The sequence below is a fragment of the Streptomyces sp. NPDC127068 genome (genome assembly GCF_042724695.1).
Taxonomy (GTDB): Bacteria; Actinomycetota; Actinomycetes; order Streptomycetales; family Streptomycetaceae; genus Streptomyces.
Genome location: NZ_JBHXEN010000042.1, coordinates 18016 through 38177 on the forward strand (window position 1 = coordinate 18016; position 20162 = coordinate 38177).

General features: G+C 70.9%; 22 protein-coding genes. 14 read left to right on the forward strand and 8 right to left on the reverse strand.

Going from position 1 to position 20162, the window contains the following annotated elements; translation table 11 throughout:
• The first annotated feature begins 46 nt into the window (after positions 1-46).
• From ACFWIA_RS24625 to gdhA, 3 genes are all read left to right on the forward strand, one after another.
• Positions 47-400 carry a histidine triad nucleotide-binding protein gene (locus ACFWIA_RS24625; RefSeq protein WP_385487992.1) on the forward strand — a complete coding sequence of 118 codons (354 nt, stop codon included), beginning with the start codon at positions 47-49 and terminating at the stop codon, positions 398-400.
• A 3-nt stretch (positions 401-403) separates the two neighbouring features.
• Complete coding sequence (locus ACFWIA_RS24630; protein WP_387008579.1) at positions 404-1306, forward strand: ribonuclease Z; 903 nt, start codon at positions 404-406, stop codon at positions 1304-1306.
• Between the two features lie 194 nt (positions 1307-1500).
• Positions 1501-2859 (forward strand): NADP-specific glutamate dehydrogenase, encoded by a 1359-nt coding sequence (gdhA, locus tag ACFWIA_RS24635; RefSeq protein WP_387008581.1) that lies wholly within the window; start codon positions 1501-1503, stop codon positions 2857-2859.
• Between the two features lie 91 nt (positions 2860-2950).
• Here gdhA and ACFWIA_RS24640 read toward each other — a convergent pair whose 3' ends face one another.
• Positions 2951-4147, reverse strand: coding sequence for a response regulator transcription factor (locus ACFWIA_RS24640; protein ID WP_387008583.1), 1197 nt, complete (start codon positions 4145-4147; stop codon positions 2951-2953).
• 697 nt (positions 4148-4844) lie between these two features.
• On the opposite strand from ACFWIA_RS24640, the gene ACFWIA_RS24645 reads away from it, so the two are divergent.
• From ACFWIA_RS24645 to ACFWIA_RS24655, 3 genes are all read left to right on the forward strand, one after another.
• Positions 4845-5462, forward strand: a complete 618-nt coding sequence (locus tag ACFWIA_RS24645) for a TetR/AcrR family transcriptional regulator (protein WP_387008585.1) — start codon at positions 4845-4847, stop codon at positions 5460-5462.
• Between the two features lie 116 nt (positions 5463-5578).
• A complete protein-coding gene (locus ACFWIA_RS24650) occupies positions 5579-6739 on the forward strand; it encodes a DUF418 domain-containing protein (protein ID WP_387008587.1) in 1161 nt (386 codons plus the stop codon).
• A gap of 154 nt (positions 6740-6893) precedes the next feature.
• A complete protein-coding gene (locus ACFWIA_RS24655) occupies positions 6894-7523 on the forward strand; it encodes a dihydrofolate reductase family protein (RefSeq protein WP_387008589.1) in 630 nt (209 codons plus the stop codon).
• Here the strand turns inward: ACFWIA_RS24655 and ACFWIA_RS24660 are convergent.
• Entirely contained in the window at positions 7510-8241 is a 732-nt protein-coding gene (locus ACFWIA_RS24660) for a hypothetical protein (RefSeq protein ID WP_387008591.1), read from the reverse strand. The two genes, ACFWIA_RS24655 and ACFWIA_RS24660, sit on opposite strands and share 14 nt — an antisense overlap.
• Positions 8242-8290: 49 nt before the next feature.
• Positions 8291-8473 carry a hypothetical protein gene (locus ACFWIA_RS24665; RefSeq protein WP_387008593.1) on the reverse strand — a complete coding sequence of 61 codons (183 nt, stop codon included), beginning with the start codon at positions 8471-8473 and terminating at the stop codon, positions 8291-8293.
• Between the two features lie 163 nt (positions 8474-8636).
• On the opposite strand from ACFWIA_RS24665, the gene ACFWIA_RS24670 reads away from it, so the two are divergent.
• Together ACFWIA_RS24670 and ACFWIA_RS24675 are read left to right on the forward strand one after the other, a co-directional pair.
• Positions 8637-9632, forward strand: coding sequence for a zinc-binding dehydrogenase (locus ACFWIA_RS24670; RefSeq protein WP_387008595.1), 996 nt, complete (start codon positions 8637-8639; stop codon positions 9630-9632).
• Between the two features lie 105 nt (positions 9633-9737).
• Positions 9738-10313, forward strand: coding sequence for a dihydrofolate reductase family protein (locus ACFWIA_RS24675; protein ID WP_387008597.1), 576 nt, complete (start codon positions 9738-9740; stop codon positions 10311-10313).
• 77 nt (positions 10314-10390) lie between these two features.
• Here the strand turns inward: ACFWIA_RS24675 and ACFWIA_RS24680 are convergent, their stop codons facing one another.
• Together ACFWIA_RS24680 and ACFWIA_RS24685 are read right to left on the reverse strand one after the other, a co-directional pair.
• Positions 10391-10786 (reverse strand): VOC family protein, encoded by a 396-nt coding sequence (locus ACFWIA_RS24680; protein ID WP_387008599.1) that lies wholly within the window; start codon positions 10784-10786, stop codon positions 10391-10393.
• A gap of 85 nt (positions 10787-10871) precedes the next feature.
• Positions 10872-11330, reverse strand: coding sequence for a carboxymuconolactone decarboxylase family protein (locus ACFWIA_RS24685; protein WP_387008601.1), 459 nt, complete (start codon positions 11328-11330; stop codon positions 10872-10874).
• Positions 11331-11416: 86 nt separating this feature from the next.
• Here ACFWIA_RS24685 and ACFWIA_RS24690 point away from each other — a divergent pair, with 86 nt between their 5' ends.
• Positions 11417-12292, forward strand: coding sequence for a sigma-70 family RNA polymerase sigma factor (locus ACFWIA_RS24690; RefSeq protein ID WP_387008603.1), 876 nt, complete (start codon positions 11417-11419; stop codon positions 12290-12292).
• 178 nt (positions 12293-12470) lie between these two features.
• On the opposite strand, the gene ACFWIA_RS24695 is transcribed toward ACFWIA_RS24690, so the two are convergent.
• The 3 genes from ACFWIA_RS24695 to ACFWIA_RS24705 form a co-directional block, all read right to left on the reverse strand.
• Positions 12471-12770: a 4a-hydroxytetrahydrobiopterin dehydratase gene (locus ACFWIA_RS24695; RefSeq protein WP_387008604.1), complete on the reverse strand. Its 300-nt coding sequence runs from the start codon at positions 12768-12770 to the stop codon at positions 12471-12473.
• 2 nt (positions 12771-12772) lie between these two features.
• On the reverse strand, positions 12773-13264 hold the full coding sequence (locus ACFWIA_RS24700; protein ID WP_387008605.1) for a hypothetical protein: 492 nt from the start codon (positions 13262-13264) through the stop codon (positions 12773-12775).
• A 584-nt stretch (positions 13265-13848) separates the two neighbouring features.
• Positions 13849-15180, reverse strand: a complete 1332-nt coding sequence (locus ACFWIA_RS24705) for a tetratricopeptide repeat protein (RefSeq protein WP_387008607.1) — start codon at positions 15178-15180, stop codon at positions 13849-13851.
• Between the two features lie 141 nt (positions 15181-15321).
• Here ACFWIA_RS24705 and ACFWIA_RS24710 point away from each other — a divergent pair, with 141 nt between their 5' ends.
• From ACFWIA_RS24710 to ACFWIA_RS24730, 5 genes are all read left to right on the forward strand, one after another.
• The gene (locus ACFWIA_RS24710) at positions 15322-15630 is read left to right on the forward strand and encodes a hypothetical protein (protein WP_387008609.1); all 309 of its coding nucleotides are present in this window, start codon (positions 15322-15324) and stop codon (positions 15628-15630) included.
• Positions 15621-15902, forward strand: a complete 282-nt coding sequence (locus tag ACFWIA_RS24715) for a hypothetical protein (protein ID WP_387008611.1) — start codon at positions 15621-15623, stop codon at positions 15900-15902. Before ACFWIA_RS24710 ends, ACFWIA_RS24715 begins: the two co-directional genes overlap by 10 nt.
• Positions 15899-16345: a hypothetical protein gene (locus ACFWIA_RS24720; RefSeq protein WP_387008612.1), complete on the forward strand. Its 447-nt coding sequence runs from the start codon at positions 15899-15901 to the stop codon at positions 16343-16345. Before ACFWIA_RS24715 ends, ACFWIA_RS24720 begins: the two co-directional genes overlap by 4 nt.
• Before the next feature lie 208 nt (positions 16346-16553).
• Positions 16554-17351, forward strand: coding sequence for a phosphotransferase (locus tag ACFWIA_RS24725; RefSeq protein WP_387008614.1), 798 nt, complete (start codon positions 16554-16556; stop codon positions 17349-17351).
• Between the two features lie 520 nt (positions 17352-17871).
• On the forward strand, positions 17872-20085 hold the full coding sequence (locus ACFWIA_RS24730; protein ID WP_387008678.1) for a glycosyl hydrolase family 18 protein: 2214 nt from the start codon (positions 17872-17874) through the stop codon (positions 20083-20085).
• Positions 20086-20162: the final 77 nt, after the last annotated feature.

Below are 20162 nucleotides of genomic sequence, written 5' to 3' on the forward strand. Positions count from 1 at the left end.
CACGCCCGAACCCGACCCGTGAGGAGACGTGAGCGACGTGACCGACGTGGCTGGACAGCCGCAGGACGACTGTCTGTTCTGCAAGATCGTGGCCGGCGAGGTGCCCGCGACGATCGTCCGGGAGACCGAGACCACGGTCGCCTTCCAGGACATCAACCCCCAGGCACCGACCCACGTCCTGGTCATCCCGCGGGTCCACTACCCGGACGCGGCCTCGCTCGCCGCCGCCGCACCCGAGGTCGCCGCGGACGTGCTGCGGGAGGCCGGACGGGTCGCCGCCGCGCACGACACGCAGAGCTACCGCATCGTCTTCAACACCGGCTCCGGCGCCGGGCAGACCGTCTTCCACGCCCATGCGCACGTCCTGGCGGGCCGCGGCCTCCAGTGGCCCCCCGGCTGAACCGTGTCCGCCCGTGAACTCGTCGTCCTCGGCACGGCCAGCCAAGTGCCCACGCGACACCGCAACCACAACGGCTACCTGCTGCGCTGGGACGGCGAGGGCATCCTGTTCGACCCGGGCGAGGGCACCCAGCGGCAGATGCTGCGGGCCGGGGTCGCCGCGCACGACATCAACCGGATCTGCGTCACGCACTTCCACGGCGACCACTCGCTCGGCCTCGCCGGGGTGATCCAACGCATCAACCTCGACCGGGTCCCGCACCCCGTCACCTGCCACTACCCCGCCTCGGGGCAACGCTTCTTCGACCGGCTGCGCCACGCCACCGCCTACCGCGAGACCGTGCAGCTGACCGAGGCGCCCGCCGCCGCCGACGGCGTGCTCGCGGACCCCGGCCCGTACCGTCTGGAGACCGCGAGGCTCTCCCACCCCGTCGAGTCCTTCGGCTACCGCCTCGTCGAACCGGACGGCCGTCGGATGCTGCCCGCGCTCCTCGCCGCACACGGGATCGGCGGCCCGGACGTGGGCCGACTGCAACGCGACGGCGAACTGCGGGGCGTCCACCTGGACGAGGTCAGCGAGGTGCGGCGCGGCCAACGGTTCGCGTTCGTCATGGACACCCGGCTGTGTGACGGGGTGTACGCCCTGGCCGAGGGGTGCGACCTGCTCGTCATCGAGTCGACGTTCCTCACGAGCGAGGAGTCCCTGGCGGTGGAGCACGGCCACCTGACCGCGGCGCAGGCCGCCCGGGTCGCCGCCGCGGCGGGCGTCCGGCACCTGGTCCTCACCCACTTCAGCCAGCGTTACGCCGATCCCGCCGCGTTCGAGGCGGAGGCGCGCGCCGCCGGGTTCACCGGGGAGCTGACCGTCGCCGCGGACCTGACCAGGGTGGCGCTGCCGAAGCGGTAGGCAACGCCCGGCCCCCCGGGCCCGTCTCACATGCTGAGCCGCCCGACCCCCGGGTACTGGTCAAGACGTTTACCTGCACGTCACACTTACCTTGCCCCGAGCACGGCAACGGCGCCGAGCGCTCATGGACGCACCGGACCGGGCGAGCCGCATTCCCACCGATCCGGTGACAGCCGCGCAAGGAAGGCCCCTCTGTGACGACGCGATCCGACATGCAGAACGTACTCGGCGACATCCTCACCGGGATCGAACAGCGCAACCCCGCCCAGCCCGAGTTCCACCAGGCCGCCCACGAGGTCCTGGAGACCCTGGCACCGGTCCTCGCGGTGCGCCCCGAGTACGCCGAGGCGGGCATCGTGGAGCGGCTGTGCGAGCCGGAGCGGCAGATCGTGTTCCGGGTGCCGTGGCAGGACGACCGCGGGCGGGTCCGGGTCAACCGCGGCTTCCGCGTCGAGTTCAACAGCGCGCTGGGCCCCTACAAGGGCGGGCTGCGCTTCCACTCCTCGGTCAACCTGGGGGTCGTCAAGTTCCTGGGCTTCGAGCAGGTCTTCAAGAACGCGCTGACCGGCCTCGGCATCGGCGGCGGCAAGGGCGGCAGCGACTTCGACCCGCACGGGCGCAGCGACGCCGAGGTCATGCGGTTCTGCCAGTCCTTCATGACGGAGCTGTACCGGCACATCGGCGAACACACCGACGTGCCGGCGGGTGACATCGGCGTCGGCGGCCGGGAGATCGGGTACCTCTTCGGCCAGTACCGCCGCATCACCAACCGCTGGGAGGCCGGCGTCCTCACCGGCAAGGGCCGCGGCTGGGGCGGCTCGCTGATCCGCCCGGAGGCCACCGGGTACGGCAACGTGCTGTTCGCCGGGGCGATGCTGCGCGAACGCGGCGAGGACCTGGAGGGCCAGACCGCGGTGGTCTCGGGCTCCGGCAACGTCGCGATCTACACCATCGAGAAGCTGCACGCCCTCGGGGCGAACCCGGTGACCTGCTCGGACTCCTCCGGGTACGTCGTCGACGACAAGGGCATCGACCTGGAACTGCTGAAGCAGGTCAAGGAGGTCGAGCGGGGCCGCGTCGACGCGTACGCCGCGCGCCGGGGCGCCTCGGCCCGTTTCGTGCCCGGTGGACGCGTCTGGGACGTGCCCGCCGACGTCGCGCTGCCCTCGGCCACCCAGAACGAGTTGGACGACGCCGCGGCGGCCGTACTGGTCCGCAACGGCGTGAAGGCGGTCTCCGAGGGCGCGAACATGCCGACGACGCCCGCGGCCGTCCACCTGTTCCAGCAGGCGGGCGTCGCCTTCGGCCCCGGCAAGGCGGCCAATGCGGGCGGCGTCGCGGTCAGTGCGCTGGAGATGGCGCAGAACCACGCCCGTACGTCCTGGTCGGCGCGGCGGGTCGAGGACGAGTTGACGCACATCATGAACGACATCCACGCCACCTGCCACGAGACCGCCGAGCGGTACGGCGCCCCCGGCGACTACGTGACGGGCGCGAACATCGCGGGCTTCGAGCGGGTCGCCGACGCGATGCTGGCACAGGGCGTCATCTGACGCCGGTCCGGCTGACCCGCCCCGACTGACCGGCTCCTGGTTGACCGGCCCCGGCTGACCGGCTCCCGGCTCGGGTCCCGCCGGGGGCCGGTCAGCCGGGGGCGTCCGTTCCCGCCGGCCCCCGGTCCGGCTTGCGGGTCGCGCCCTGCACCGTGCGGGCGTGCCCGTAGCCGGCGGGCGCGGAGGCGGGCCCGGCGGCCGGCGGAGCGGGCAGGGCGGGGGAGCGGTAGAGGTAGCCCGTGCCGCGGACCGAGACGAGGGAATCGCCCCCCACCGGTGTCGCGTCGAGCTTGCCGCGCAACCGGGAGACGGCGAACTTGACCCGGTCGCGGGCGCCCGGGTCCGCGGTGCCCCAGCCCGCTTCGAGCAGCGTCGCGAAGCGCTGCACGGTCCCCGCGTGGCGCACCAGCCGGTCGAGCACCCGGAACTCGCTCCCGGACAGGGCCAGGGGGGAGCCCGCGGTCCACGCCTGGAGCCGCGGCGAGTCCAGCCGGAGCAGCCCGTCGTCGAACACGTCCCCCTGCCGGCGCTCCGTCGCCCGGTAGCGGTACAGCACCCGTCTGATGCGGGCGCCGATCTCCCTGCCGTGACACGGCTTGACGATGTAGTCGTCCGCGCCGTTCTCCAGGCCGACCACCACGTCGACGGGGTCGCTGCGGGCCGTCAGATGGATGACCGGGACGTCACTGACCGCACGCAGCCGGCGCAGTACTTCGAACCCGTCCAGGTCCGGCAGCATGACGTCGAGCAGGACCAGGTCGGGGCTCTGCAAGTAGGCGCTGCGCAGCCCGGCGCGGCCGGTGCCCTCGGCCAGGACCTCGTACCCCTGGCGCTTCAGCGAGATGCGCAGCGCCTCGCGGACCGCGTCGTCGTCCTCGATCAGCAGTACGCGGGACGGGCGGGACGGCCCCGCCCCGGACCGGGCGGGCGGCTCGGGGCGCGGACGGGGCGGCTCGGTGGAGACGGGCCGGGGAGTCGTCACGAGTTCGGAGGCCGGCACCTGTTGGTCCATCAGGTACTGGGCCGTCACGGAGTGGCACGCGGAGCAGAACCGGAACGGCGTCCCGCTGACGATCAGCGTGTGCTCGGCCGGTCGCGGGCAGCGTCGGCCGGCCAACTCCGCCGTGCAGGGCCCGCCGTCCTGGAGTCGGAGGGCGGCCTCGCGGGCGCGGGCCCGGCGTCCCGCCGAGCGGCAGGTGCTGGAGCAGTACTGGCGGGGACGCCCCGAGGTGCGCGCCGGGGGCAGGACGCCACCACAGGTGCGGCACGAACCCACTGGTGCGGACACTGCTGATGACCCCTCTCACCCGGCACGAAACACGTTTCGTGCTGCTGGTCGGAAACCGTGTACGGACATTCCTTGGCCTTTGCCGCCGGATGCGGTTACCTGGAAGGGCCGTACGGAGAACAGGTACGGGGTCCGACCGCCGATCGGCGGCCGGACCCCGGTGCCGCGGTCGTTCGAGCTTGCCGGCGTTGACGACCGCGTCATCCACCGCGGTGAGTGCCCTCGCCGCAACGGCGAGGGCCTGCCCGTCGGTGAGGGTTCGCGACCGCATCCACCCACACAGCACGGTACGCGCCCCCTTCCGCCGCGCAGGCCGCGGAGCACCCACGAACGGTCACCACCTCCGGGACGACGGGGACCGGATCGAGCCGAGACCGTCGTCCGGCGCGGTCCCCTCCGTGTCGTCCCCGCACCGACCGTGCGCATCGGACTCCTCCTTTCGACGGCGCTCGCGGCCTTCACCGGCCGTCGCGACACGCATGCGGCGGTCGGGCCGTGAAAGCAGGTCCCGGACGCGTCGTGATCGGCGTGACGGGGTGGTGTGCCTTCCACGGTCCCGTGCGGGACGACGGGCCGGCAAGCACCCGCAATCAAGGTAGTGACGGGAGCGGGGGCGTCCGTCACGGTCCGTGGACGGTCCCCGATGGCCTCCGACGGGTATATTAATTAAGTGACCGGTCAATGTATGATTCGATCCATGCGAACCGTGAACCCGGCCCAGCGCGCCGCCAAGCGCAAGGCGCTGCTCGACGCCGCGGCCGTCTGCTTCGCCGAACGCGGATACGAGGCGACCCGCACCGCCGACATCTGCGCGGCCGTCGGCATGAGCTCCGGCAACCTCTTCCACTACTTCCGGTCCAAACACGAGGTCCTGCTCGCCCTGGTGGAGCGCGACGGCGCGGAAACCGCCGCCTCGGTGGCCGAACTGGCCCTGGCGGACGACCCGTTCGCCGCACTGCTGGCCTTCCTGGAGGAGGTGTGCGCGCTGGCCGCCGACCCCGTCTTCGCGGGCCTGGCCCTGGAGATCGCCGCCCAGGCCCACCGCGACGAGGACGTGGCCACCCGCTTCAAGGCCAACGACCGCTCCTTCCGCGACGGCCTCGCCGCCCTGGTCCGCGCCGCCGACGAAGCCGGACAGCTGCGCACCCCCCTGACCCCGGACGCGGCGGCCACCTGGCTCGCCGCCCTGGTCGACGGGGTGTTCGCCCGGGTCGCCGCCGACCCGGAGTTCCAGCCGCGCGAACAGGCACCGGTCCTGCGCCGCCTGGTCACCACACTGCTCCGCGAGGAGCACGAAGAGGGGGAGACACCGTGACGGACATCCACGACGGCGAGAGCGTCACCGTCACCGGAGCGCGACACGCGCGCACGCACGCGAGTCCGGGAGCGGGATTAGGCGCGGACGCGGGCGCCGGCGGGGGAGCGGCAGCCGTGCGGCTCCTCAACGTGGACGCCCTACGGGGCTTCGCCCTCTTCGGCATCCTCATCGTCAACATCTGGGCGTTCGCCGACCCGTACTACGCCGGCACCACCAGCAATCCGACCTACGACTCGGGACTCGACCACGCCGTCAGGTTCACGATGTCCCTGCTCTTCGAGACCAAGTTCTACCTGCTGTTCTCGTTCCTCTTCGGCTACAGCTTCACCCTCCAGATGGGCGCCGCCGAACGGGCGGGCGCCTCCTTCCGCCCCCGCATGCTGCGCCGCCAGGCCGGCCTGCTCGTACTCGGCCTGCTGCACGGCGCCCTGCTCTACTACGCCGAGATCCTGGCCCTGTACTCGCTGCTCGGACTGATCCTGCTGGCCTGCCGCTCCACGACACCGGCACGCGCGGTCAAGGTGGCGGCCTTCCTCCTCCTCACGATCAGCGTCGGCTGGCTCATGCTGGGCGCCGCCGTCCTCGCGGACGGCACCTCGAACGCCCCGGAGGACTCCGAAGCCGCCGACAAGCTCGCCGCGTTCGGCGGGGACGCCGCGGCGACCGCGGGCTTCCACTCGGGCCACCTCGCGGAGACCTTCCTGATCCTCGTCCTGGTCCAGGGCGCCAACGCACTCGCCATGTTCTTCCTGGGGTACGCGGCGGGCCGCCGCGAGCTCTTCGCCCGGCCCGACCAGTACCGCACGCTGCTCCGCCGCACCCTACTGATCGGCGGCCCCATCGGCCTCGCGGGCGCCGTCTTCTACGCGACCAGCGCCGCCTACGCCCAGGGTTCCGCCCTGGAGACCCTCGCCTTCGGCGTGGGCCAACTGACCGCCCCGCTGCTCACCGCCTCGTACGTGGTCCTCGGGCTCGCCCTGTTCCGCACCCGGCGGGGCGGTGCGGTGGAACGGGCGCTCGCCCCGCTCGGCAAGACCGCCCTGACGAACTACCTCCTCCAATCCGCCACCCTGGGCGTCCTGTTCACCGGCTACGGCTTCGGACTGGTCAACCGTCTCAGCCCGTTGACGGTGGTCGCCGTCGTCCCGCTGATCTACGTGGCCCAACTCCTCCTGAGCCACTGGTGGTTGCGCACCCACCGCTACGGACCCGCCGAATGGGCCCTGAGGGCGGTCACGGTGTGGCGGATGCCGACGTGGACCGCGAAGCGGTGAACGACGCCCCGCCGTAGCACCACGGGGCCGGCCGGACGAAACGACTGCTCCACCCGACTGCGTCAGGCCGCGTCCCGGCGCGGCGACGGGCGCCCGTGGGCGTCCGCGGGGCTATCTCTTGACGGAGAACGAACCGACGCACCGGGAGTAGCCCATGGGCCTCATCCACATCGAGCTGTTCACGACCCTGGACCTCGTCGGGCAGGCGCCCGGCGGCCCCGACGAGGACCCGGAGGGGTTCCCGTTCGGCGGCTGGCAGGCGCCCCTGATCGACGAGGTCGCCGGGGCACAGATCAGCGCCGCGTACCAAGGCACCGACGCACTGCTGCTCGGCCGGCGGACGTACGACATCTTCGCCGCCTACTGGCCGCACCAGGACGGCGACGAGTTCGCCGCCCTGTTCAACGCCGTCCCGAAGTACGTGGCCTCCCGCGGCCGGCCCGACCTCCCGTGGGCCGGGTCCGAGCTGCTCGGCCCGGACCTGGCCCACGCGGTGCGCGAGGTCCGCGACCGCCACGAGAACGTGAAGGTCGTCGGAAGCCTGGACCTCGTGCAGACCCTCCTGCGCGAGAAGCTCTTCGACCGCCTCGACCTGTGGCTGCACCCGATCGTGCTCGGCGTCGGCAAGAAGGTGTTCGCCGACGGCGCGGTGCCCACCAACGTCACCCTCCTCGCCCCGCCGGCCGCCACCCCGAAGGGCACCGTGCACCTGCGCTACGGGCTCGCCGACGGCACGCCCGCCACGGGGGACATGAGCGCACCCGACCGGATCAGCGGATCATGAACTCCCGGACGGCCTCCGCTCCGGCCCTGGTGTCGTAGAACTCCCAGACGTACCCGCCCAGTTTGCGGTCCTCGTCGGCAGGGGCGGGCTTGACCTTGACGACGAAGCTGCCGGTGCGGGGGCTGCCCTCGCGGTCCACGGTCAGCTGCGGGCGGCCCGGTTCCGTCCCGTACACGGGGGTCACCCGGTTGACGGTGGCGGTCCGGGAGGGCGCACCTTCCCGGCCCTGACCGTCCAGCGCCACGAGGTAGTACTGGGTCCGCCCCGCCTTCGCGCCGGTGTGCCGCCCGCTCTGCTCGTACGTCTCGATGTCCGCGGCGGCCGTCCAGCCGCCCGCGGTGTCGTCCGCGTCCGCGGGCAGGTCGAACGCGAGCACGCTGGCCCCGTCCTCGGGCTTGCCGGTCAGCGCCTCGGGGACCGGCACGTCGCCCGGGGCGGACCGCACGGCCGTCGTGCTCGCCGCCGCCGAGACGTTCCCCGCCGCGTCCACGGCGAGCACCCGGTACTGGGTCGGCTGCCCGAGCACCGCACCGCCGTCGTGGAACGAGGTGCCGGTGACGACCGTCGGGCCGTCCGGGTCCGGTGACCCGACCGGCGAGACGTGGACCTGGTAGCGCACGGTGTCGCGGGACGCGGACGCCTTCCAGGACACCCGGTTGCCCGCCGTGCTCCCGGTGCCCGTCAGCCCGGTGACGGGGGCCGGCGCGACCTCGTCCACGGCGACGACCTTCTGATCGGCGGTACCGGCTGACTGGTTGCCCGCCTTGTCATGGGCGCGGACCTCGTAGCACGGTGACGTTCACCGTCTTCTTCACGGTCCGGGACACGTCCCGCCAGAGGTCGACCTTGCGGACCCCGTCCACGTACACGCGGATGCCGTCGCGTGCCTCGGTCCCTCTCGTGGCGCCCGCCGAGTGGTGGGCCCGGCGGCGCAACAGTGCTGGTACCAAGATCCAGACCTACGAGGGGTCCCCTTGGATGTACCGCTGTGACCAGCCACGTTCCCGCTCCCCGCCCTCCGGGGGACCCGGGCCGCCACCTGGCTGCGGACCGGTGCCGTGACAGGGTGAAGAGGGAGCTGGACGGGGCACCCAACTGACCGATGGAGTGGTGATGGACCGCATGAAGGCCGTGACGCACGAGGGACCCGCCGGGCTCGCCGGTGTCGCCGTGAACGAGACCGCAGTGCAGCGCGCGGGCCCCGGTGACGTCCTCATCGAGCTGAAGGCGGCCGGACTCAACCACCGGGACCTCTTCGTCGCCGGTGCCCGGACACCGGCCGACGCCCCGCTGGTCCTGGGGGCGGACGGCGCGGGCCTCGTCGCCGAGACCGGAGCCGGGGTCACCGGCCTCGTCCCGGGCGACGAGGTGATCATCAACCCCACGCTGGACTGGGACCGCGCCGTGGAGGTCCCGGAGGTGCCCGGCATCCTGGGCGGCCCGACCCAGGGCACGTTCGCGCAGTACGTGGCCGTACCGGCACGCAACGCGCTCCCCAAGCCCGGACACCTGGACTGGGCGGAGGCCGCCGCCCTCCCGCTCTCCGCCGTCACCGCGTACCGGGCGCTCTTCACCCGCGGCGCCCTCGCCCCGGGCGAACACGTGCTGCTGCCCGGCATCGGCGGCGGGGTGGCGACGATCGCCCTCGCCATGGCCAAGGCGGCGGGCGCGACCGTCAGCGTCACCTCCCGCAGCGAGGACAAGCTCCGCCGGGCACGGGAACTGGGCGCGGACCACGCCCTGCGCAGCGACGCGGACTGGGCCGCCGCACTGGTGCGACCGGCCGACCTGGTGGTCGACAGCATCGGATCGGCGACGTTCGCAGCCGCGCTCGCCGCGCTGCGCCCGGGCGGCAGGTTCGTGACGCTGGGCGCGACGACCGGCGCGGACGTCACGCTGTCGCTGCGCGAACTGTTCTTCCGGCAGATCAGCCTGTTGGGGACCTCGATGGGCAGCGCGGAGGAGTTCCACGCGATGCTGGCGTTCGTCGCCGAACACCGTCTCCGCCCCCTCGTGCACCGGGCCTTCCCGCTGGCCGAGGGGGCACAGGCGCTGGCCGAACTGGCCGGCGGCAGCCAGTTCGGCAAGCTGGTCCTCACCGTGGAGTGAGGCGCGGGGAGATCCGCGAGACCCCAGCGGATCGCGCGCGTCGCGGCGGGTTCCGTGTCGGCTCCCGGTCGTAGGGTCGGATCCCGTGACCGAGGAGGACTTCCGATGCGCAGCGTGACCTACTCGATGAGCGTCTCCCTGGACGGCTACATCGTGGGGCCGGACGGCACCTTCGACTGGACGGCCCCCGACCCGGACGTCTTCCGCTTCTGGATCGACGAGATCCGCGGGGTCGACGTCCATCTGCTGGGGCGACGGCTGTACGAGACGATGCTGTACTGGGAGACCGCCGACCAGGACCCGTCGCTCGACGACGCGCAGCGCGAATGGATCGCGCTCTGGAACCCGCTCCCCAAGGTGGTGTTCTCCCGCACGCTGTCCACGGTGCAGGGCAACGCCCGCTTGGCCACCGGCGGCCTGGTGGCGGAGATCGAACGGTTGCGCGCCGAGCCGGGGGCGGGCGAGATCGCGATCGGCGGCGCGACGCTCGCGGCGGAAGCCGCCGGGGCGGGCCTGATCGACGAGTACCGGGCCATGGTCTACCCGGTGCTGGTCGGCGGCGGCGTTCCGTTCTTCCCCCGGCACGAACGCCGCGTGGACCTCGAACTGGTCGAGACCCGCACCTTCAGCTCACGGTTCGTCTACCTCCGGTACCGGGTGGCCCGCGGGGGGCGCGCATGAGCCGCGCCGTCCCCGGCGGAGGTGACCGACGCGGACGCCGGGTTCGCACCCGGCGTCCGCGAACGGGCTGACCGCGCTCATCGGTCCGCCGGAGACAGACAGAACTCGTTCCCTTCGGGATCGGTCAGCACGATGTTGTCGCTGTCCGGGTGCCGGGCCCGGACGGTCGCTCCGAGAGCGGTCAGGCGTCGGACCTCCGCCTCCGGGTCCGCGGCGCGCAGGTCCAAGTGCACACGGTTCTTCACCCTCTTGGCCTCCGGCACGAGCTGGAACCACAGACGAGGCCCTCCGTCGACCGTCTCCACGAGCACGGTGGGGTCGTCTTCGGTGCTGGTGATGCCTTCGGACCGCAAGCGGGCGAGTTCCGCCTCGTCATAGGGGGCGACGGCGTAACCGTCCAGAGCCGCCGCCCAGAAACGAGCCGTGGCCGCGGGCCGAGCGCTGTCGAAGACGATGTCGTGAAGTCGCGCCATGCCCTCATGATCCCTGCGCCCGGCGGCCGTTGTCACGCAGCCGTCCGCACACTGCCGAGCCCCGGCGGTGAGAGCCGCGCTGAGCTCAGCCCCAAGTCCTGCCAGCCGGTTCCTTGATCGTGCGGTTGATCCGGTTGAAGAAGTTGGTCAACGCGATCTCCAGGTTGATCGCGCCGATCTGCTCCTCGGTGAAGTGGGCGTTGACCTCTTCCCAGATCTCGTCGGTGACGCCCGGCGCACCGTCCTGGAGTCGGGTGGCGGCCTCGGCCAGCGCCAGGGCCGCGCGCTCCGCATCGGTGTAGAACGGCGCCTCGCGCCACGCTGCGACGTGGTGCAGCCGCTCGTCGGTGTCGCCTGCCTTCTTCCCTCCGGAGACGCTGGCGTAGACGCACGCCGAGCAGCCGTTGATCTGGCTCACGCGCAGGTGGACCAGCGCCAGCAGCTTCGGGTCGACGCCCCCGGCGGCGATCGCCTTCTGGAGGTGCTGGACCGCGGTCCACGTCTCGCGGTTGTTCGTGTTCTTGTTCTTGAGCCGGTTCTCCATGTGGGCGTGCTCTCCTTCATCGGGTTACGTTGCAGCGCCTGTGCGCGTCATCCCCATGACGGAGCAGCTTCCACGGAGGTAACAACATGGCCGGCACCCATCCCGCGGACCCGATCGTCGAGGCCTTCGAGTCCCACCGTGCCCGGCTCCGCGCCGTCGCCCACCGCGTGCTCGGATCACATGCCGATGCGGAAGACGTGGTCCAAGAGGCGTGGCTGCGTCTCTCCCGCCAGGACATCGACACCATCGACAACCTCGGCGGCTGGTTGACCACCGTGGTCGGCCGCATCAGCCTCGATGTCCTACGGTCGGGCCGGACGCGTCCAGAGGTCTCCTTCGACGACCAGCCGGCCGAGTTCACCGTGACGCTCGACGACGCTCCCGCTCCGGAAGACCTCGTGGTGGTCGGGGACTCCGTCGGCCTCGCGCTCCGCACGGTCCTCGACTCGCTGCGCCCCGACGAACGACTGGCGTTCGTGCTGCACGACGTGTTCGCCGTGCCCTTCGCGGAGATCGGCACCGTTCTCGGCAAATCCGCCGACGCGAGCAAAATGCTCGCCAGCCGCGCCCGCAGGAAGGTACGGGCCGCCCAGCAGCCGGCAAGCGCCGGAGGACAACAACGCGAGGTGGTGCAAGCCTTCCTGGCCGCAGCCCGCGACGGCCGGTTCGAGCGGCTGTTGCAGCTTCTCCACCCCGAAGTGAAGCTCACCGCCCACACCGCGAACGGCACGTTCGTCACGCTCGGGGCCACCGAAGTCGCCACCCGCGCGCGCGTGGCCGCCAGCGCGGCACGAGGACGTGCGGCGACCGTCAACGGCCGCCCCGGCGTCATCTCCTGGCGCGAAGACGGCACCCCCCTCTCCCTCCTCGCCTTCACCGTCACCGACGGTCACATCACCGAGATCACCGCCTTGGTCGACCCGGCCGAACTCGCGCTCATGGACCTGCCCGGCCCGGTGTGACTCCCCACCGGTGAAGGCCGCGCACCCTCCAAGGTGGGTGATCGGGCGCCGTAGCTTCCGGGCCGGGTTTCGAGGATCAGCGGGCGCGCCCTGCCACCCACGGGTCATCCGGACGTTCCGCCCAGGTCCCGGATCGCGACGATTGGCTCTGCGTTAGCTCACAGGTCGTCTACCTCCGCTACCGGGCGCCGTGGCCCTCGGCGGCGGCTTCGATGCGGCGGGCCAGTTCGATGTCGTGCTCGGCGACGAATCCGCCCAGGTCGCTGCTGCTGATGGTGACGTGGACTCTGCGGTAGCCGAGTGTAACCTCGGAGTGGTGCCCGAGGTCGTCCTGGATCGCAGCGATGTGCATGATGAACGCGGCACCCGGCACATGGGGAATCGCGTACGTGCGCTCGATCTTGCGGCCGTCCGTCGACCAGCCCGCCAACCCCGTGAGTCCGGCCTCGATCTGTTCCTCGGACAGTGCCTCTGCCACGGTCACACTCCTCCGCTCAGGTCCCGGATCGCGACGATCAGCTCTGCGGCGGTGTGGTTGCCGCGGTAGTGCGGATCGGAGAGCAGGTCGGCGAGGCGGCCCATGCGTTTGCCGATCCACGAGATCCGCTCCTCCCCGGACAGCGACAGCAGCGGCCGGACCGTCTCCGCCGCGCCCTCCACGTCCCTGAGCAACGCATGGGCCGTGGCCACGTACACCTGGGCCAACCGCTCGTCCTTCAGGGCCCGTTCTTCGGGTGGCGCTGCTCGCCATGCGGTGATGGCGCTCGTCGCGGAGACGATGGCGCGTCGGGCGTCCTGGTCGCCGTCGAGCCAGATGAGCGACGACCCGGTGTAGTACGACTGCTTCGCGACGCTGAACCCGAACAGCCCGGGGGCGTCCGCGCCCACGTGTTCGCGTGCGTGCTCCGCCAGGTTCAGCGACGCGTACGCGCCCCCGGGCGTCGCCCAGGTTGGCGAGGCACTGCGCCTCACCGCACCGCAATCGCGCCTCTCCCGTACCGTGCCCGGAGCCGGTCCACCGCAACCCGCGCCGCGCGTGCTGCAAGGCCAGCGGGTAGTCACCTTGGAACCGGGCGATGAGCGACTGCATACCGGCTGCCCAGGCGGCGAGGTCGAGGTCTCCGGCCCGCTCGGCACAGCGGACGGTGGCCTCGGCGTGTCGCATGGCCTCGGCCGGTGCGCCGAGGTCGAGTAGCGCGTAGGCCAGCACGCCGGAGAGACGCCCCACCGTCGAGTAGAGGTCCGCCAACTCGTCGGGTCGGTAGCGGTTTTCACGGATGCGCTGCAAAGTCGCTTCCCGCAGCACGTGAGCTCTCTCCGCCATGGGCGCGGGCGGCGTGGTGAGGTAGTTGACGGCGGTCTCCACAGCGCCCGCGTGGAGGTCTCCTATGTCCAGCTCCTCCAGAGCGTAGAGACGGGTCCTGTCGTAGTCCGTCCGCGCCGCCAGCTCAGCGGGCGAAAGCCCTGATCGGGCCCTACGGGTACGTGCTTCCTCGGAGAAGTCGGACACTTTGCCTCCGTCCGCCCGGTCTGTTTTCAGTCGGCGCGAGTACCGCTCACCTGATGCTCCGCAAGGATCCTTCGTACACCTCGCGAGCGACCGCGTTGGTCCGGTAGGGGCGGAGGCGACGGCTGATGTCTGCCACGAACTTGTCCACCGCACCCGATTGGAGCTCGGGGTGCTTCGAGAGCACCTGACTCCATGTGCTGCAAGCAAGTTCCACATGACCTAGCTCAAGTTGCCTCTCGGCCAGCATGGACTGGAAGCGCAGTTCGGTAACTCGCGAGTCGGTCGGTGCCCTCAGCTGAAAGTGCAACTTGAGGGATTCGACGCTACCGGTCAAGTCTCCCAACGAGTATCGAACCTGAGCGGTGTGGTACGCCAAAGTGGCCGGAGTGTACCCTCCCAGCTGGACTCGCCCGCTTCCGGCCGAGTCCATTGCCTTTTCCGTTTCTTTGATGCTGCGAAGCGCGGCGGAACGGTCCCCTGCGAGGGCGAAGCTGTGCGCCTGTTGGCCCGCCATGAAAGCACGCATGAGCGGCCCCGATTTCGGCGCGGCGGCAGCTGCTGAATTCGCCAGCCGGATGGCAGTAGATCCGTGCCCTAGGTCTGCTGCCTGAACCGACATTCCTCGGAGGACATGGCAGTACGTGAGGTAATCGCTGCTCGCGCCTGCCAGTTCCAGTGCCTTGGTGTAATACGTCTGAGCGAGTCCGTGCAGGCCCTCGTCCACTGCCATCCACCCGGTGATGTAACAGAGGAATGCCGCAGCAGTCATCATCGACTTGCGGACGTCTTCGGGGGCGTCTGCGCGAAGATAAGGGACGACGGTATTGGTCAAGAACGCTGCTGCCATCGGACGGGAGGGTCGGCCGCCGCGCTTGTTGTAGATCGCGTTCAATTGGTCGGTCATCTCGGTGACCAGCTCGACATCCGACATCCCGATGCGCGTAGTCGCGCCGGACTGTACGGATTCCATTCTCCCTATGACGTCCGGCCAGCCGGGAATGGTCAGTGCGACGGAGAACAGACTCACGGCACCGAGAACGCTACGGCGCCCGGGAAGCATGTCGGCGGTGCCCAGGTCGATCAGGGCGTCGACGGTACCTGCGCGCGCAGATTGATTGCCCGGATGGGGAAACCCCGCGTCGGTGTGGGTGATCGGGCGTCGTAGCTTTCGGGCCAGGGCTTCCAGGACGAGGGGGCGTGCGGCTTCCTTCGGCGTGCTGGTGCCGGCGATCCATTGGCTCACGGAGGGTTGTTGGTACTTGGTGGGAGTGCCGCGCTCTGTTCCTACGCGGTTGACCGCCCGCGCGAACTGGCGCGCCGTCCAGCCCGCCTCTGCGTGCAGTCGCGCCAGTCGTTCGTTCGGCGTACGGGTCGTCATGAGTCAACTCCCTTGCCCGGAGTAGTACTTATCGCGCTAATGCCCTGCTGATGAGTCAACGGTACCGCTCTGCGTGACGTGGCAGTTGCCTAGAGCGAACACAGTGTGTGAGACGGGACCGGAAGGGACTTCACAGCAGTCATGACCGATGACTCGCAACGCCAGACCGCCGCCGCGGCCCACGCGGACATTCGGCAGGGGGAGGGCGTGATGCGTGACGAACTCAACGTCGGTGACCTTGCCTACGACACGCGAAAGGGTGCTCTGGGGGTGGTCATGGACATGGACGCGGCGGCGGAGCCGGTTCGCTTCTCCCTCCGTCCGCCTGGGGGCGGTGTCGAGTGGGACGTCCACGGCGCCCACGTACGCCGAGCCACCGTTGCGGACCAGCTCCGGCCCGCTCTGGCCGAGGTGAACGCGCGCAGTCGAGAGGGCACGACATGGGGCTGACCAGGCCGTTCCGATACGTCCTGTGGACCCTGAAGCAGGTGGAGTCCCCCGGTGCGCGGGCCCACGTCCAGTGTGTCTCCGGGACCCCGAAGTGTGGGGCGGAGCCACCGATCAGGCCGGGGAAGTGGACCCCGGACAACGCCCACGCATGGGCGGAGGACCACATGCGGGCCACCGGTCACCGGCGGTACGACCGGGTCGTCTTCGACACCGTGCAGTGCGATCCGCCCGAGGGCATCGACCCGACGAACCTCGGGGGAGTGACCACATGAGGCGGCACCGGCCACTGATCTGCGGCGCCGTCCAGTCGCTCCCCCCGACCCTGGTGCTGGACGCCCTGACCGCGGCGTCCGTGGGCGACGAGCCGGTCGACGTGATGACCGACCTCCGCTGTGAGGTCGAGAAGGACCACCCGGCGCTCCACGCCGGCGTCGTGCGACTGCTCTACGGCTCCCGGCCCGAGACGGTGTGGACCCAGTGGGTGGACTGGCGGGCTCCGGCCAGGGTTCTGGTTCTGGGAGATTGTCCCGGGGAGAGGCGGGTGCCGTCCGGCAGGGACGACTGGTGCGGCCTGTTCGTCGACCACCCGGGAAGGTGCTCGTTTGACCTGGTCGATCCGGAACACGAGGCGTTCATGGCGGCCAACCCCGCGTACCGGCGCCTGTTCGCAGGAGGTGCCGCCGGTGGGAGCCACCCCGAGGGCCCGTCGCTGTGACTCCGGTCGGTCGCTCGGGCCCGGACAGTGCACCTGACAGGAAGGTTCAGAGATGGATCCGTGGATTCTGGGCGAATGTGACCACCAGTGGGTGGGCTGGAGCGGCAAGCTTCGCTGCCGTAAGTGCGGTGTCACGCAGCGCACCTGAGCCGTCAACCGAGGGGGGCGCCGTTCCGTGGCGCCCCCTGCTCACCACGAGAGGTGCACCGTGTCCGAACGCTTCCACTGGGACCAACTGCCCGCCGAACTGAGGGCAGTGGTGGAGGAACGGGCCGGTGAGGTGACCGGGATCGCACCCGTGGACGAAGGGCTGAACTGTTCGCTCGCGGTGGTGATCCGCACCCGCGGCGACGGCCCCCTGTTCCTGAAGGGCGTCCGCAGCTCCGACCCCGCCGGGCTGGACGGGCTGCGCTGCGAGGAGCGGGTCAACGAGCTCGTGCGCGGCGTCGGCCCGGCCGTCCGGCACCGCTTCGAGTCGGACGGGTGGCGGTGCCTGGCGTTCGCGCACGTCGAGGGGCGGCACGTCGACTACGAGCCCGGAACGGGAGATCTGGACGCGCTCACCCGGACCGCGCGCCGGATGTACGAGCTGCCGGCGCCGCGCGTGGCGCTCCCGGGGTTGGCGGACCGGTTCGCCGCGCACCTGCGTCCCGGCGAGGCGGACGCGCTCCGGGGCACGCACCTGCTCCACACGGACACCAACCCGCACAACGTCCTGATCGGCGCGTCCGGGGACGCGTACGTCGTGGATTGGGCCATGCCGGCGCTCGGGCCCGCATGGGTGGACGCCGCGTACCTGGCCACGTGGTTGATGACCTACGGGCACGCGCCCGAGGACGCGTTGGCGTGGCTGTCCGGCCTCCCGCACTGGCGGGAGGCGGACCGTACGGCGGTCGAAGCGTTCGTGAACGTGACTTGTCGCAGCTGGACGGCGCGGGTGGGGGAGAAGGACGCGCTGCTCGGCAACGCCCACTTCCGGCATCTGCTCGACGCGACGCGCCGGTAGGGGGCCACTCGACCGCGCGGCCCCGCACCACATGTGGCGCAATCAGTACCGTCGCGATGGGTTCCCGAGGTGGTACAGACCAAGTAGCTTCGAAGTGTCATGTACACGCGCTAGCGGCGGTGCGACCCCCACGGCACCCGGCCCGTACAGCGCCACCCCACAGCGCTACCCACAGCGTCACCCCACAGCGGCACGGCACCGCCGCCAGGCATCGCACCCGTCCGAGTCGAACGTTCAGCTGCTCCCGATTCCTCCCACATCGACAAGGGAGAGCCACATGTTCCGCAGACGAACCCCCACCGGAGACACCCCACACACCAGACGCCCCAGACGCACCGGCGCGACGAGAGCCCTCGGCAGGAGACGCGTGCTCGGCCGCCTCCGTGCCACCGCGCACGCGGCCGTCCGCACCTGTACCCCCGCCCGGCCGGGAACCCGCCCGGCGCACCGTACGAGCACCCGTCGGCCCCCGCGCCGGCTCCTCGCGGTCCTCGCCGTACTGGTCCTCCCGCTCGCGTCGATGACCGCACTCGCCAGCCCCGCGCAGGCGGCCGGGACCCTCACCGCCAGCTTCACCACGCAGAACAACGGTTCCTGGTGGAAGGGCACGTACGTCATCCGCAACACCGGCACCGCGCCGGTCACCGGGTGGACCCTCGCCTTCGACCTGCCGGCCGGGGTGTCCGTCAGCGGTCACTACCACGGTGACGCGACGGTCAACGGCAACAAGGTCACCGTCAAGAACGCGTACTACAACGCCACCATCCCGGCCGGCGGCACCAGCGAACCGTGGAGCTACTGGTTCGTGGCCAGCGGCCCCGTCAGCACGCCCACCGGGTGCACCGTCAACGGGGACAAGTGCGACGGCACCCCGGACGTACCGCCCACCGCGCCGGGAACCCCGTCGGCCACCGCCATCACCGCCCGCACCGCCGCGCTGACCTGGCCGGCCGCGAGCGCGGGTGACTACCCGGTGGCCTCGTACGAGGTGGTGAGCGGGGGCACCGTGCTCGCCACCTCCGACAGCGTCAGCGCGACCCTCACCGGACTGACCCCGGCGGCGAGCTACACGGTCACCGTCCGGGCGAAGGACAGCCGGGGCAACACCGGGCCGCCCAGCCCGGCGTTCACCTTCCGCACCGTCGATCCGGCGTCCGATCCGACGCCACCGACCGCACCGGGCAACCTCCGGCTGACGAGCAAGACCTCGTCCACCGCGCTCCTCGCGTGGAACGCCTCCACCGACAACGTGGCCGTCGCCGCGTACGACGTCTACCGGGGCGCCACCCTGGTCAAGACGGTGGCCGGCACGACCGCGACGGTGGAGGGCCTGTCGCCGGCCACCTCGTACACCTTCACGGTCAAGGCCCGTGACACCGCGGACAACGCGTCACCGGCGTCCAACGCGCTCAGCGTCACCACCGATGACGTGGCGGGGCCGGGGAACTACTACAAGGTCGGCTACTTCAGCCAATGGGGGATCTACGGACGTCAGTTCTTCATCAAGAACCTCGACACCTCCGGGGCCGCGGCCAAGCTGGACGTCGTCAACTACGCCTTCCAGAACATCGATCCGGTGAACTTCACCTGTCAGGCGGGCGTGACCAAGGGCGTCTCCGGCAACCCGCAGGACCCCAACGAGGGCACCGGCGCGGGTGACGCGGACGCCGACTACGCACGTCCCATGTCCGCGGCCCAGTCCGTGGACGGAGTGGCGGACGACGGCTGGGGCAAGCTGCGCGGCAACTTCAACCAGATCAAGAAGCTGAAGGCCAAGTACCCGCACCTGAAGTTCGTCGTGTCGCTCGGAGGCTGGACGTTCTCCAAGTACTTCGCGGACGCGGCGGCCACCCCGGCGTCACGGGAGAAGTTCGTACGGTCCTGCGTCGACGTCTGGATCAAGGGCAACCTGCCCGTCTACAACGGCGCGGGCGGCCCCGGCACCGGCGCCGGGATCTTCGACGGCATCGACCTCGACTGGGAGTGGCCGGGCGCCGAAGGGCACCCCGGAAACCACTGGAGCGCCGCCGACAAGGCAAACAACACCGCGCTGATCGCCGAGTTCCGCAAGCAGCTCGACGCGCTCGGCGGCGAGCACCGGCTGCTGACCGCGTTCACGCCCGCCGACCCGGCGAAGATCCAGGCGGGCTGGGACCTGTCGAAGATCTTCGAGCACCTCGACTTCGCCAACGTCCAGGGTTACGACTTCCACGGCGCGGGCAGCGACAACTCCTGGGAGCCGGGCCGCACCGGGCACCAGGCCAACCTGCGCAAGGACGCCCAGGACCCGTACCCCTTCGACTTCAGCATCGAGAAGGCGATCCAGACCTATCTCGACGCGGGGGTCAGTCCACGCAAGCTCACCGTCGGGTTCCCGTTCTACGGTCGCGGCTGGAAGGACGTCGCCAGCGGACCGGCCGGGACCAACGGCGAGTGGCAGACGGCGAACGGCGCGGCGACCGGGCAGTTCCCGGAGGAGGCGGGAATCCGCGGTTACCACAACCTGATCAGCAACTATCCGAACATGACCGTCTACCACGACGAACAGTCGGTCTCGACGTACGGGTACACCGGGCCGAACGGTCAGTGGTGGTCCTTCGACGACGCCTGGTCGATCGGGAAGAAGGCCGAGTGGATCAGAGCCAAGGGCCTGCTCGGGGCGATGGTCTGGGAGATGTCGGGTGACACCCCGAACGGCACCCTGATGAACGCCCTGCACACCGGGCTGCCGTAGGACCCGTCCGGCGCCACACGGGTCCGCCGGCGGTGTCCGGTGCACGCGATCGCGGGTGAGGGTCGCGCCGCACCGGA